Raw genomic sequence first — 13,912 nt, 5'->3', positions numbered from 1 at the left:
CTCCGACCCTTAGCCCTTAGACTTCCACAGCGCGTTCGAGGATATCAACCAATGCCCAAGACTTGGTCTTGGCTACCGGACGAGTTTCACGAATCGTGACCTTGTCGCCGATATGGCACTGGTTGGTTTCGTCGTGCGCGTGCAGCTTAGTCGAACGCTTAACGTATTTACCGTAGATTGGGTGCTTTACGCGACGCTCAATCAGAACGGTGATGGTCTTGTCCATCTTGTCGCTGACGACACGGCCAGTCAGCGTACGGACGGTTTTTTCGGCTTCAGCCATGATTACTTACCTGCCTGCTGGTTGAGCACAGTCTTCACGCGAGCGATGTCACGCTTAACTTGCGAGAGCAGGTGAGACTGCCCCAACTGGCCAGTTGCTTTCTGCATACGCAGATTGAACTGGTCGCGCAGCAGGCCGAGCAGTTGCTCGTTCAGCTGCTGTGCTGATTTTTCACGAAGTTCATTCGCTTTCATCACATCACCGTCCGCTTAACAAAGGAGGTGGCGAGTGGCAGCTTTGCAGCAGCCAGGGCGAAAGCCTCACGCGCCAGCTCTTCAGTAACACCCTCGATTTCATACAGGACTTTGCCTGGCTGAATCTGGGCAACCCAGTACTCGACGTTACCCTTACCTTTACCCATCCGAACTTCGAGTGGCTTCTTGGTGACAGGCTTGTCCGGGAATACACGGATCCAGATCTTGCCGCCACGTTTTACGTGACGGGTCAGAGCACGACGCGCTGACTCGATCTGACGAGCGGTGAGACGACCACGAGCGACAGACTTCAGCGCGAACTCGCCGAAGCTGACTTTGCTACCGCGCAGTGCCAGACCACGGTTGTGGCCGGTCATCTGCTTGCGGAACTTCGTACGCTTTGGTTGCAACATTTGGCGTACCCCTTACTTAGCAGCTTTTTTACGAGGCGCTGGTGCTTGTGGTTTCAGTTCTTCTTGGCGACCACCAATTACTTCGCCTTTGAAGATCCAAACCTTTACACCGATCACACCATAAGTGGTGTGAGCTTCGTAGTTGGCATAGTCGATGTCGGCACGCAGGGTGTGCAATGGCACACGCCCTTCGCGATACCATTCAGTACGTGCGATTTCAGCACCGCCGAGACGACCGCTCACTTGGATTTTGATGCCTTTGGCACCAATGCGCATTGCGTTCTGTACAGCGCGCTTCATAGCGCGACGGAACATTACACGACGCTCCAGCTGCTGAGCTACGCTCTGCGCAACCAACATACCGTCCAGCTCCGGCTTGCGGATCTCTTCGATATTGATGTGCACAGGCACACCCATTTGCTTGGTCAGGTCCTGACGCAGTTTCTCAACATCTTCACCTTTCTTGCCGATCACGATGCCGGGACGAGCGGTGTGGATGGTGATACGTGCAGTCTGAGCCGGACGATGGATATCGATACGGCTTACGGACGCGCTTTTTAGTTTGTCTTGGAGATACTCTCGCACCTTCAGATCAGCGAACAAATAGTCCGCATAAGTCCGACCGTCGGCGTACCAGACGGAGGTGTGCTCCTTGACGATTCCCAGGCGAATGCCAATGGGATGTACTTTCTGACCCATCTCTTCGACTCCGTTACTTGTCAGCAACCTTGACAGTGATATGGCAAGACCGCTTGACGATGCGATCAGCACGGCCTTTGGCACGTGGCATGATTCGCTTCAGCGAACGCCCTTCGTTGACGAAAACGGTGGAGACCTTAAGGTCATCAACGTCTGCGCCTTCGTTATGCTCGGCGTTGGCTACAGCCGACTCCAGCACTTTCTTCAGGATCTCGGCGGCTTTCTTACTGCTGAAAGCCAACAGGTTGAGCGCTTCGCCCACCTTCTTCCCGCGGATCTGGTCGGCGACCAAGCGGGCTTTCTGGGCGGAGATTCGAGCGCCCGACAACTTAGCGGCTACTTCCATCGTTCCTTACCCCTTAACGCTTGGCTTTCTTGTCTGCCACGTGCCCACGATATGTGCGGGTACCGGCAAACTCGCCCAGTTTATGGCCGACCATGTCTTCGCTCACGAGAACGGGAACATGTTGACGACCGTTATGCACTGCAATGGTCAAACCGACCATTTGTGGCAGGATCATCGAACGACGCGACCAGGTTTTAACTGGTTTGCGATCGTTCTTTTCCGCCGCCACTTCGATCTTCTTCAGTAGGTGAAGATCAATAAAAGGACCTTTTTTCAGAGAACGTGGCACTGTCGTATCCCTCTATTTACTTGCGACGACGGACGATCATTTTGTCGGTACGCTTATTACCACGAGTCTTCGCGCCCTTAGTCGGGAAGCCCCACGGCGATACCGGATGACGACCACCAGAGGTACGACCTTCACCACCACCATGTGGGTGGTCAACCGGGTTCATGGCAACACCACGAACGGTTGGGCGAACGCCACGCCAGCGTTTGGCACCAGCTTTACCCAGCGAACGCAGGCTGTGCTCGGAGTTCGAGACTTCGCCAAGCGTTGCACGGCATTCAGCCAATACTTTACGCATTTCACCGGAGCGAAGACGCAGGGTTACGTACACACCTTCACGAGCGATCAGCTGTGCGGAAGCACCAGCGGAACGTGCGATCTGTGCGCCTTTACCTGGCTTCAATTCGATGCCGTGTACGGTGCTACCAACTGGAATGTTGCGCAGTTGAAGAGCGTTGCCCGGCTTGATTGGTGCCAGAGCACCCGCAATCAGCTGGTCGCCAGCACTCACGCCTTTAGGGGCGATGATGTAGCGGCGCTCGCCGTCTGCGTAAAGCAGCAGAGCAATGTGAGCAGTACGGTTTGGATCGTATTCGATACGCTCGACAGTGGCAGCGATGCCATCTTTGTCGTTGCGACGGAAGTCGACCAGACGATAATGCTGCTTATGGCCACCACCGATGTGACGGGTAGTGATACGGCCATTGTTGTTACGACCACCAGACTTCGATTTTTTCTCGAGCAGCGGTGCGTGAGGAGCGCCTTTATGCAGCTCCTGGTTGACCACCTTGACCACAAAACGGCGGCCAGGGGAAGTCGGTTTGCATTTAACGATTGCCATGATGCACCCCTTCCTTACTCAGCACTGCTGCTGAAATCGAGATCTTGGCCTGGCTGAAGGGAGATAACTGCCTTCTTCCAGTCATTACGCTTGCCCAGACCGCGAGCAGTGCGCTTGCTCTTACCCAGAACATTCAGGGTAGTAACACGCTCTACTTTCACGCTGAACAGGCTTTCGACGGCCTTCTTGATTTCCAGCTTGGTTGCGTCAGTTGCAACCTTGAAAACGAACTGGCCTTTCTTGTCAGCCAGAACCGTGGCCTTTTCGGAAACGTGCGGGCCAAGTAGAACTTTAAATACGCGTTCCTGGTTCATCCCAGCAGCTCCTCGAATTTCTTCACGGCCGACACGGTGATCAACACCTTGTCGTATGCGATCAGACTAACTGGATCGGAACCCTGTACGTCACGAACATCAACGTGCGGCAGGTTACGAGCAGCCAGGTACAGATTCTGGTCAACAGCGTCAGACACGATCAGGACATCAGTCAGACCCATGCCATTCAGCTTGCTCAGCAAGTCTTTGGTTTTCGGTGCTTCAACAGCGAAGTCCTGAACCACGACCAGACGATCAGTACGAACCAGTTCAGCAAGGATGGAGCGCAGTGCTGCGCGATACATCTTCTTGTTGAGCTTCTGAGAGTGGTCCTGTGGACGAGCTGCGAAAGTGGTACCGCCGCCACGCCAGATTGGGCTACGGATAGTACCGGCACGAGCGCGGCCAGTACCCTTTTGACGCCATGGGCGCTTACCGCCACCGGATACGTCAGAACGGGTCTTTTGCTGCTTGCTACCCTGACGACCGCCAGCCATGTAGGCCACGACTGCCTGGTGAACCAGCGTCTCGTTGAATTCGCCGCCAAATGTCAGTTCGGAAACTTCGATTGCTTGAGCGTCATTTACATTTAATTGCATGTCAGCTTCCCCTTAACCGCGAGCCTTGGCTGCCGGACGTACAACCAGGTTGCCGCCAGTAGCGCCAGGAACAGCACCCTTGACCAACAACAGATTGCGTTCAGCGTCCACGCGCACTACTTCCAGGGACTGCACGGTCACGCGCTCAGCGCCCATATGACCGGACATTTTTTTGCCCTTGAATACACGACCAGGAGTCTGGCACTGGCCGATAGAGCCCGGGACGCGGTGGGAGACGGAGTTACCGTGGGTGTTATCCTGACCACGGAAATTCCAGCGCTTGATCGTACCCTGGAAGCCTTTACCTTTGGACTGACCGGTTACATCAACCAGTTGACCTGCAGCGAAGATTTCAGCGTTGATCAGATCGCCAGCCTGGTAGTCGCCTTCTTCAAGACGGAACTCCATGATGGTACGACCGGCAGCTACGTTCGCCTTGGCGAAGTGGCCAGCCTGAGCGGCTGTAACACGCGAAGCACGACGCTCGCCGACAGTGACTTGCACTGCACGATAGCCATCGGTTTCTTCGGTTTTGAACTGAGTGACGCGATTCGGCTCGATCTCAATGACCGTGACCGGAATGGAGACACCTTCTTCGGTGAAAATACGGGTCATACCGCATTTACGACCGACTACACCAATAGTCATGTTGTAAACCTCATGAGTGTACGGGGCTTTCACCCGCTATGGCCGCCCATTTCAGAGCGTTACACGACTAAGACCCAAGTCTTAGCCGAGGCTGATCTGAACTTCCACACCGGCCGCAAGATCGAGCTTCATAAGAGCGTCAACGGTTTTATCCGTTGGCTGGACGATGTCCAGAACGCGCTTGTGAGTACGGATCTCATACTGGTCGCGCGCGTCTTTGTTGACGTGCGGAGAAACCAGAACGGTGAACCGCTCTTTACGAGTCGGCAGTGGAATCGGACCACGCACCTGTGCACCAGTACGTTTCGCGGTTTCCACGATTTCCTGGGTTGATTGGTCGATCAGGCGATGGTCAAAAGCCTTCAACCTGATACGGATTTGCTGGTTTTGCATTGGATTCAGACTCCAGATTGCTGTTCCCACCGAGCGCAATACGCCCGTTAAAAGGAGGCGCAATTCTATAGACGAGCAGACAGGGTGTCAACCCAATAAAAAAGCCCCCGCAAGGCGGGGGCTCTTTCAGGACATCAACGCTTAGGCGATGATTTTGGCTACGACGCCAGCGCCGACGGTACGACCGCCTTCACGGATAGCGAAACGCAGACCGTCTTCCATTGCGATAGGCTTGATCAGGGTAACGGAAACTTTAACGTTATCACCTGGCATAACCATTTCGGTGCCTTCCGGCAGTTCGCAGCTACCAGTTACGTCGGTAGTACGGAAGTAGAACTGTGGACGATAGCCTTTGAAGAACGGAGTGTGACGACCGCCTTCTTCCTTGCTCAGAACGTAGATTTCAGCTTCGAACTGAGTGTGCGGCTTGACGGTGCCTGGCTTGACCAGAACCTGGCCACGCTCAACGTCGTCACGCTTGGTGCCACGCAGCAGAACGCCGCAGTTCTCACCAGCACGACCTTCGTCCAGCAGCTTGCGGAACATCTCGACGCCAGTGCAAGTAGTCTTGGTAGTGTCACGCAGACCTACGATTTCTACTTCTTCCTGGATCTTGATGATGCCACGCTCAACACGACCGGTTACAACAGTACCGCGACCGGAGATGGAGAAAACGTCTTCGATTGGCATCAGGAACGGCTTGTCGATAGCACGAACTGGTTCTGGGATGTAGCTGTCCAGAGTTTCAACCAGTTTCTTGACAGCAGTAGTGCCCATCTCGTTGTCGTCTTGGCCGTTCAGAGCCATCAGAGCCGAACCGATGATGATCGGAGTGTCGTCACCTGGGAAATCGTAGGTGCTGAGCAGGTCACGCACTTCCATTTCAACCAGTTCCAGCAGCTCAGCGTCGTCAACCATGTCAGCCTTGTTCAGGAAGACAACGATGTACGGAACGCCAACCTGACGGGACAGCAGGATGTGCTCGCGAGTCTGAGGCATCGGGCCGTCAGCAGCGGAGCAAACCAAGATAGCGCCGTCCATCTGCGCAGCACCGGTGATCATGTTTTTTACGTAGTCGGCGTGACCTGGGCAGTCAACGTGCGCGTAGTGGCGAACGGCCGAATCGTATTCAACGTGAGCGGTGTTGATGGTGATACCACGAGCCTTCTCTTCCGGGGCGCTGTCGATCTTGTCGAAGTCAACCTTGGCGGAACCGAAAACTTCGGAGCAAACACGAGTCAGAGCTGCGGTCAGCGTGGTTTTACCATGGTCAACGTGACCGATGGTGCCAACGTTGACGTGCGGTTTGTTACGTTCAAATTTTTCTTTAGCCACGACAAATAACTCCTAGCCTAAAGGCGCTGAATCAGCCTTGTTTTTTGGTTACAGTTTCGACGATGTGCGACGGCGCTGTATTGTATTTTTTGAATTCCATAGAGTAGCTTGCGCGACCCTGAGACATGGAGCGAACGTCGGTCGCATAACCGAACATCTCACCCAACGGAACCTCGGCGCGGATAACCTTGCCGGAAACCGTATCTTCCATACCCAGAATCATGCCGCGACGACGGTTAAGGTCGCCCATCACGTCACCCATATAGTCTTCAGGCGTAACAACCTCTACCGCCATGATCGGCTCAAGCAACTCACCACCGCCCTTCTGGGCCAGTTGCTTGGTCGCCATGGAAGCAGCCACCTTAAACGCCATCTCGTTCGAGTCGACGTCGTGGTAAGAACCATCAAACACGGTAGCCTTCAGGCCGATCAGCGGATAGCCGGCAACAACGCCGTTCTTCATCTGCTCTTCGATACCCTTCTGGATAGCCGGGATGTATTCCTTAGGAACAACACCACCCACCACTTCGTTCACGAATTGCAGACCTTCCTGACCTTCGTCAGCAGGCGCAAAACGGATCCAGCAGTGACCGAACTGGCCACGACCGCCGGATTGACGAACGAACTTGCCTTCGATTTCGCAGTTCTTCGTGATGCGCTCACGATAGGAAACCTGAGGCTTGCCGATGTTGGCTTCGACGTTGAACTCACGGCGCATCCGGTCAACCAGGATGTCCAGGTGCAACTCGCCCATGCCAGAGATGATCGTTTGACCAGTCTCTTCATCAGTTTTTACGCGGAAAGACGGGTCTTCCTGAGCAAGTTTGCCCAGTGCGATACCCATTTTTTCCTGGTCATCCTTGGTCTTTGGCTCAACGGCAACCGAAATAACTGGCTCCGGGAAGTCCATGCGAACCAGGATGATTGGCTTGTCAGCGTTGCACAAGGTTTCACCAGTGGTGACGTCCTTCATGCCGATCAGGGCCGCGATGTCGCCAGCGCGTACTTCCTTGATCTCTTCGCGGGCGTTTGCGTGCATCTGCACCATACGACCCACGCGCTCTTTCTTGCCCTTGACCGAGTTGATCACTCCGTCGCCGGATGCCAACACGCCCGAGTAAACGCGGACGAAGGTCAGGGTACCCACGAATGGGTCGGTAGCGATCTTGAACGCCAGAGCCGAGAACGGCTCGTCGTCGTCTGCATGACGCTCCATTTGAATTTCCTCGTTATCAGGGTCGGAACCCTTGATAGCAGGAATATCGATTGGAGCCGGCAGGTAGTCGATCACGGCGTCGAGAACCAGGGGAACGCCCTTGTTCTTGAACGAAGAACCGCAAACAGCCAGAACGATCTCGCCAGCAATGGTGCGCTGACGCAGAGCGGCCTTGATTTCCGCGTTGGTGAGCTCTTCACCTTCGAGGTACTTGTTCATCAGCTCTTCATTGGCTTCGGCCGCAGCCTCGACCATGTTGCTGCGCCACTCGTCAGCCAGCTCCTGAAGCTCTTCAGGGATCGGCTTGCGAACAGGAACCATACCCTTGTCGGAATCATTCCAGTAAACAGCCTCCATGGACATCAGATCGATCTGACCCTGGAAGTTGTCTTCGGAACCGATAGCCAACTGGATTGGCACTGGCGTGTGACCCAGGCGCTGCTTGATCTGAGCGATAACGCGCAGGAAGTTAGCACCGGCACGGTCCATCTTGTTCACGTAAACGATACGTGGAACACCGTACTTGTTGGCTTGACGCCATACGGTTTCGGACTGCGGCTCTACGCCGGAAGTACCACAGAACACCACGACCGCGCCGTCGAGTACACGCAGGGAACGTTCAACTTCAATGGTGAAGTCAACGTGGCCCGGGGTATCGATGACGTTGAAGCGATACTGGTCCTTGTGCTGCTTTTCCGAACCCTGCCAGAAGGCAGTGATGGCAGCAGAAGTAATGGTAATACCACGCTCCTGCTCTTGAACCATCCAGTCCGTGGTCGCGGCGCCGTCATGCACCTCGCCCATCTTGTGACTTTTGCCGGTGTAAAAAAGGACGCGCTCGGTGGTGGTGGTTTTACCAGCATCCACGTGAGCGACGATACCAATGTTACGGTAACGGCCAATCGGTGTAGTACGAGCCATAAAGCCCTCGCAAAATTAGTGACGCTGAAATTAGAAGCGGTAGTGCGAGAAAGCCTTGTTGGCCTCAGCCATACGGTGCACATCTTCACGCTTCTTGACCGCAGCACCTTTACCTTCGGCGGCGTCCAACAGTTCGCCAGCCAAACGCAGAGCCATAGACTTCTCACCGCGCTTGCGCGCGAAGTCTACCAGCCAACGCATTGCCAGAGCATTACGACGGGACGGACGAACTTCGACAGGAACCTGGTAAGTAGCACCGCCTACACGGCGCGACTTTACTTCGACCAGCGGAGCGATGGCGTCGAGAGCTTTCTCGAAGATTTCCAGGGGATCGCTGTTCTTACGCTCTTTAACCTTCTCCAGCGCGCCATAAACGATACGCTCGGCAACGGCTTTCTTGCCGCTTTCCATCACGTGGTTCATGAACTTCGCCAGAATCTGGCTTCCGTATTTTGGATCGTCAAGCACTTCGCGCTTGGCTGCTACGCGTCTTCTTGGCATGGATAAGCCCTCAAACGGTCTTCAGGTTAGCTCGGGACCACCATCCTGAAAAGGATGCGCCCGACCTTACTCTTATCGACTCAGAAAAATAGAAATCTGCAATTTTAATCAGAAACCAAATACTACTTAGGCTTCTTGGTACCGTATTTCGAGCGACCCTGGTTACGGCCTTTAACGCCGGAGGTATCCAGAGAACCACGAACGGTGTGATAACGAACACCTGGCAAGTCTTTTACACGACCGCCACGGATCAGTACCACGCTGTGCTCTTGCAGGTTGTGACCTTCACCACCGATGTACGAGGAAACCTCGAAACCGTTGGTCAGGCGCACACGGCAGACTTTACGCAATGCCGAGTTAGGTTTTTTCGGCGTGGTGGTATACACACGAGTGCACACACCGCGACGCTGCGGGCAGTTCTGCAGCGCAGGCACGTCGGATTTCTCGACGATACGCTTACGCGGCTGACGTACCAGCTGGTTGATAGTTGCCATCTACTAGCTCCACTGTTGTCTTGCGACGCTATTGTCTTACAAGAAAAGCAAATGACAGGGCACAAGCCCCGCCAAATTTAGGGGTACAAGAGTCTAAAGAGGATCCTGTCCCCAGTCAAGACAAAGCCCCGACGTCCACATCAGGCGAACAGCACGAATGCTGTGCGACTGATCCGAGTGCCGAGGCTTTAGTCTCAGTTACCGCTGGAGTTCAACGCTTCAGTCAGAGCGGCTTCTACCTCGCTCGCACTGACACGCATCGGTTTGTCCATTTCACGGCGACGCTTGCGCTCGCTGTGATAAGCCAGACCGGTACCGGCCGGGATCAGACGACCCACGACCACGTTCTCCTTCAGGCCGCGCAGGTAGTCGCGCTTGCCAGTCACAGCTGCTTCGGTCAGTACGCGGGTTGTCTCCTGGAAGGAGGCCGCGGAAATGAACGACTCAGTGGACAGCGATGCCTTGGTGATACCCAGCAGTACGCGTGTGAACTTGGAGACAAACTTGTCTTCCGTGCTCAGACGCTCGTTCTCTACCAGTACGTGAGTCAACTCCATCTGGTCGCCCTTGATGAAGCTGGAATCGCCAGACTCGGCAATCTCAACCTTACGCAGCATCTGACGCAGAATGGTCTCGATGTGCTTGTCGTTGATCTTCACGCCCTGCAGACGGTATACGTCCTGGATCTCGTTGACGATGTACTTGGCCAGCGCACTCACACCCAGCAGACGCAGGATGTCGTGTGGATCGCTCGGACCGTCGGAGATAACTTCGCCGCGGTTCACTTGTTCGCCTTCGAAGACGTTCAGGTGACGCCACTTCGGAATCAGCTCCTCGTACGGATCGCTACCGTCGTTCGGGGTAATGACCAGACGGCGCTTGCCTTTGGTCTCTTTACCGAACGCGATGGTACCGCTGACTTCTGCAAGGATCGAAGCCTCTTTCGGACGACGCGCTTCGAACAGGTCGGCAACACGCGGCAGACCACCGGTGATGTCACGGGTCTTCGAAGTTTCCTGCGGAATACGAGCGATAACATCACCGATCGCGATCTGCGCACCGTCCGCAACACCAACAAGGGCGTTTGCAGGCAGGAAGTACTGGGCAGGTACGTCAGTACCCGGCAGCAACAGATCCTTGCCATCCAGACCTACCATCTTCACGGCCGGACGGATGTCCTTGCCGGCAGCTGGACGGTCTTTGGCATCGAGCACTTCAATGTTGGTCATACCGGTCAATTCGTCGGTCTGACGCTTGATCGTGATGCCTTCTTCCATGCCGACGTAGGTAACAGTACCTTTCATCTCGGTGACGATTGGGTGAGTGTGCGGATCCCACTTGGCAACGATAGAGCCAGCGTCGACCTTGTCGCCCTCCTTCACCGAAATCACTGCACCGTATGGCAGCTTGTAACGCTCACGCTCACGACCGAAGTCATCGGCGATTGCCAGCTCACCGGAGCGGGATACCGCAACCAGGCAACCGTCAACACGTTCAACGTGCTTCAGGTTGTGAAGACGGACAGTACCGCCATTTTTCACCTGAACGCTGTCAGCTGCGGAGGTCCGGCTTGCCGCACCACCGATGTGGAACGTACGCATTGTCAGCTGGGTACCCGGCTCACCGATGGACTGTGCAGCGATAACGCCGACAGCTTCACCAATGTTGACCTGATGCCCACGAGCCAGGTCGCGACCGTAGCACTTGGCGCAGATGCCGTAGCGGGTTTCACAGCTGATCGGCGATCGAACGATCACTTCGTCGATGCTGTTCAGCTCGATGAACTCGACCCACTTCTCGTCTACCAGCGTACCGGCAGGCACGATCACTTCTTCAGTGCCTGGCTTGAATACGTCACGGGCGATGACTCGACCCAGTACGCGCTCACCCAGAGGCTCGACAACGTCACCGCCTTCAATGTGCGGAGTCATCAGCAAGCCGTGTTCGGTGCCGCAATCGACTTCGGTAACTACCAGATCCTGCGCGACGTCTACCAGACGACGAGTCAGATAACCGGAGTTAGCGGTTTTCAGTGCGGTATCCGCAAGACCCTTACGAGCACCGTGAGTCGAGATGAAGTACTGAAGTACGCTCAAACCTTCACGGAAGTTCGCAGTGATCGGCGTTTCGATGATGGAGCCGTCCGGCTTGGCCATCAGACCACGCATACCGGCCAGCTGACGGATCTGGGCAGCAGAACCACGCGCACCCGAGTCAGCCATCATGTACATCGAGTTGAAGGATTCCTGGTCGACTTCGACACCATGACGGTCGATCACCCGCTCTTTCGAGAGGTTCGACATCATCGCCTTGGATACTTCGTCGTTCGCCTTGGACCAGAGGTCGATCACCTTGTTGTACTTCTCGCCCTGAGTAACCAGGCCCGAGGCGTACTGACTTTCGATCTCTTTAACTTCTTCGGTGGCCGCGTCAATGATGCGAGCCTTCTCGTCCGGGATAACGAAGTCGTTAACGCCGATCGAAACACCCGAGATAGTCGAGTAGGCAAAACCGGTGTACATCAACTGGTCAGCGAAAATGACGGTCTCTTTCAGACCAACCACACGGTAGCACTGGTTGATCAGCTTGGAGATCGCCTTCTTCTTCATCGGCTGGTTGACGACGTCGTAGGACAGGCCGGCCGGAACCACCTGGAACAACAGCGCACGGCCGACAGTGGTGTCGACGATACGGGTGTTCTTGACGCTGCCACCATCACGATCGTTGACCGTTTCGTGGATGCGGACCTTGACCTTGGCGTGCAGCGCTGCTTCGCCGGCGCGGAATACGCGGTCGACTTCCTGCAGGTCTGCAAACACACGGCCTTCGCCCTTGGCGTTGATCGCTTCACGGGTCATGTAGTACAGACCCAGTACAACGTCCTGCGAAGGAACGATGATTGGCTCACCGTTGGCTGGCGACAGGATGTTGTTGGTCGACATCATGAGCGCACGCGCTTCGAGCTGGGCTTCCAGCGTCAAAGGAACGTGAACGGCCATCTGGTCGCCGTCGAAGTCGGCGTTGTACGCAGCACAGACCAGAGGGTGCAGCTGGATAGCCTTACCTTCGATCAGTACCGGTTCAAATGCCTGGATACCCAGACGGTGAAGCGTTGGCGCACGGTTCAGAAGCACTGGGTGTTCGCGAATCACTTCAGCGAGAACGTCCCACACTTCCGGCAGCTCGCGCTCGACCATCTTCTTGGCAGCTTTGATCGTCGTGGCCAGGCCACGCATTTCCAGCTTGCCGAAAATGAACGGCTTGAACAGCTCGAGAGCCATTTTCTTAGGCAGACCGCACTGATGCAGACGCAGGGTCGGGCCAACGGTAATTACCGAACGACCGGAGTAGTCAACGCGCTTACCGAGCAGGTTCTGACGGAAACGACCTTGCTTACCCTTGATCATGTCAGCCAGGGATTTCAGAGGACGCTTGTTGGAACCGGTGATTGCGCGACCGCGACGACCGTTGTCCAGCAGGGCATCGACCGCTTCCTGCAGCATGCGCTTTTCGTTGCGCACGATGATGTCAGGAGCGGACAGATCCAGCAGACGCTTCAAACGGTTGTTACGGTTGATCACTCGACGATACAGGTCGTTGAGGTCGGACGTCGCGAAACGGCCACCGTCCAATGGAACCAGAGGACGCAGATCTGGCGGCAGAACCGGCAGAACGGTCAGCACCATCCACTCAGGGAGGTTGCCGGAACCCTGGAAGGCTTCCATCAGCTTCAGACGCTTGGACAGCTTCTTGATCTTGGTCTCGGAATTGGTTTGCGGAATCTCTTCACGCAGACGGCCAATTTCGTGCTCCAGATCGATAGCGTGCAGGAGTTCACGGACAGCTTCGGCACCCATACGGGCGTCGAAGTCGTCACCGAACTCTTCCAGCGCTTCGAAGTACTGCTCGTCGTTCAGCAGCTGACCCTTTTCGAGGGTGGTCATGCCTGGATCGATAACGACATAGCTCTCGAAGTAGAGAACGCGTTCGATATCACGCAGGGTCATGTCCATCAGCAGGCCGATACGGGACGGCAGGGACTTCAGGAACCAGATGTGAGCGACTGGCGAAGCCAGTTCGATGTGAGCCATGCGCTCGCGACGAACCTTGGCCAGAGCCACTTCCACACCGCATTTTTCGCAGATGACACCGCGGTGCTTCAGGCGCTTGTACTTACCGCACAAGCACTCGTAATCTTTTACCGGGCCAAAGATCTTGGCGCAGAACAGACCGTCACGCTCAGGCTTGAACGTACGGTAGTTGATGGTTTCCGGTTTTTTAACTTCACCGAACGACCACGAGCGGATCATCTCAGGCGACGCGAGGCCGATGCGGATAGCATCGAACTCTTCGACTTGACCCTGGTTTTTCAGCAAATTCAGTAGGTCTTTCAAGGCCTTTCCTCCTGGCGGAGCAGGGAGCAGGG

16 protein-coding genes are annotated in these 13,912 nt (G+C 55.4%); all 16 read right to left on the bottom strand.

Annotation, left to right across the window (positions count from 1 at the left end):
* Positions 1-16 precede the first annotated feature (16 nt).
* The gene (gene rpsQ, locus CFBP1590_RS03410; protein ID WP_002555480.1) at positions 17-283 is read right to left on the bottom strand and encodes a 30S ribosomal protein S17; all 267 of its coding nucleotides are present in this window, start codon (positions 281-283) and stop codon (positions 17-19) included.
* Positions 284-285: 2 nt separating this feature from the next.
* On the bottom strand, positions 286-477 hold the full coding sequence (gene rpmC, locus CFBP1590_RS03405) for a 50S ribosomal protein L29 (RefSeq protein WP_002555481.1): 192 nt from the start codon (positions 475-477) through the stop codon (positions 286-288).
* A complete protein-coding gene (gene rplP, locus CFBP1590_RS03400) occupies positions 477-890 on the bottom strand; it encodes a 50S ribosomal protein L16 (RefSeq protein WP_002555482.1) in 414 nt (137 codons plus the stop codon). Before rplP ends, rpmC begins: the two co-directional genes overlap by 1 nt.
* Positions 891-902: 12 nt before the next feature.
* Positions 903-1,589, bottom strand: a complete 687-nt coding sequence (gene rpsC / locus CFBP1590_RS03395; RefSeq protein WP_003176422.1) for a 30S ribosomal protein S3 — start codon at positions 1,587-1,589, stop codon at positions 903-905.
* Positions 1,590-1,602: 13 nt separating this feature from the next.
* Complete coding sequence (gene rplV, locus CFBP1590_RS03390; protein ID WP_002555485.1) at positions 1,603-1,935, bottom strand: 50S ribosomal protein L22; 333 nt, start codon at positions 1,933-1,935, stop codon at positions 1,603-1,605.
* Between the two features lie 13 nt (positions 1,936-1,948).
* The gene (gene rpsS / locus CFBP1590_RS03385; protein ID WP_004883670.1) at positions 1,949-2,224 is read right to left on the bottom strand and encodes a 30S ribosomal protein S19; all 276 of its coding nucleotides are present in this window, start codon (positions 2,222-2,224) and stop codon (positions 1,949-1,951) included.
* A 16-nt stretch (positions 2,225-2,240) separates the two neighbouring features.
* The gene (gene rplB / locus CFBP1590_RS03380) at positions 2,241-3,065 is read right to left on the bottom strand and encodes a 50S ribosomal protein L2 (RefSeq protein WP_003186055.1); all 825 of its coding nucleotides are present in this window, start codon (positions 3,063-3,065) and stop codon (positions 2,241-2,243) included.
* A gap of 14 nt (positions 3,066-3,079) precedes the next feature.
* Positions 3,080-3,379, bottom strand: coding sequence for a 50S ribosomal protein L23 (rplW, locus tag CFBP1590_RS03375; RefSeq protein WP_002555488.1), 300 nt, complete (start codon positions 3,377-3,379; stop codon positions 3,080-3,082).
* Positions 3,376-3,978 carry a 50S ribosomal protein L4 gene (gene rplD / locus CFBP1590_RS03370; protein WP_004883668.1) on the bottom strand — a complete coding sequence of 201 codons (603 nt, stop codon included), beginning with the start codon at positions 3,976-3,978 and terminating at the stop codon, positions 3,376-3,378. The genes rplW and rplD overlap by 4 nt, the downstream gene beginning before the upstream one ends.
* A gap of 12 nt (positions 3,979-3,990) precedes the next feature.
* Positions 3,991-4,626, bottom strand: coding sequence for a 50S ribosomal protein L3 (gene rplC, locus CFBP1590_RS03365; protein WP_024687032.1), 636 nt, complete (start codon positions 4,624-4,626; stop codon positions 3,991-3,993).
* 81 nt (positions 4,627-4,707) lie between these two features.
* Positions 4,708-5,019, bottom strand: coding sequence for a 30S ribosomal protein S10 (gene rpsJ / locus CFBP1590_RS03360; RefSeq protein ID WP_003186070.1), 312 nt, complete (start codon positions 5,017-5,019; stop codon positions 4,708-4,710).
* A 141-nt stretch (positions 5,020-5,160) separates the two neighbouring features.
* Entirely contained in the window at positions 5,161-6,354 is a 1,194-nt protein-coding gene (gene tuf / locus CFBP1590_RS03355; protein ID WP_025995600.1) for an elongation factor Tu, read from the bottom strand.
* 31 nt (positions 6,355-6,385) lie between these two features.
* Positions 6,386-8,491, bottom strand: coding sequence for an elongation factor G (gene fusA, locus CFBP1590_RS03350; protein ID WP_004883662.1), 2,106 nt, complete (start codon positions 8,489-8,491; stop codon positions 6,386-6,388).
* A 30-nt stretch (positions 8,492-8,521) separates the two neighbouring features.
* Positions 8,522-8,992 carry a 30S ribosomal protein S7 gene (rpsG, locus tag CFBP1590_RS03345; RefSeq protein WP_002555493.1) on the bottom strand — a complete coding sequence of 157 codons (471 nt, stop codon included), beginning with the start codon at positions 8,990-8,992 and terminating at the stop codon, positions 8,522-8,524.
* A gap of 122 nt (positions 8,993-9,114) precedes the next feature.
* On the bottom strand, positions 9,115-9,486 hold the full coding sequence (gene rpsL, locus CFBP1590_RS03340) for a 30S ribosomal protein S12 (protein ID WP_002555494.1): 372 nt from the start codon (positions 9,484-9,486) through the stop codon (positions 9,115-9,117).
* Positions 9,487-9,680: 194 nt separating this feature from the next.
* On the bottom strand, positions 9,681-13,880 hold the full coding sequence (rpoC, locus tag CFBP1590_RS03335) for a DNA-directed RNA polymerase subunit beta' (protein WP_004883660.1): 4,200 nt from the start codon (positions 13,878-13,880) through the stop codon (positions 9,681-9,683).
* Positions 13,881-13,912: the final 32 nt, after the last annotated feature.

It is taken from the genome of Pseudomonas viridiflava (assembly GCF_900184295.1).
Classification (GTDB): domain Bacteria; phylum Pseudomonadota; class Gammaproteobacteria; order Pseudomonadales; family Pseudomonadaceae; genus Aquipseudomonas; species Aquipseudomonas viridiflava.
The sequence above is the reverse complement of the archived record's forward strand: the minus strand, read 5'-3'. Positions and strand labels throughout refer to the sequence as shown.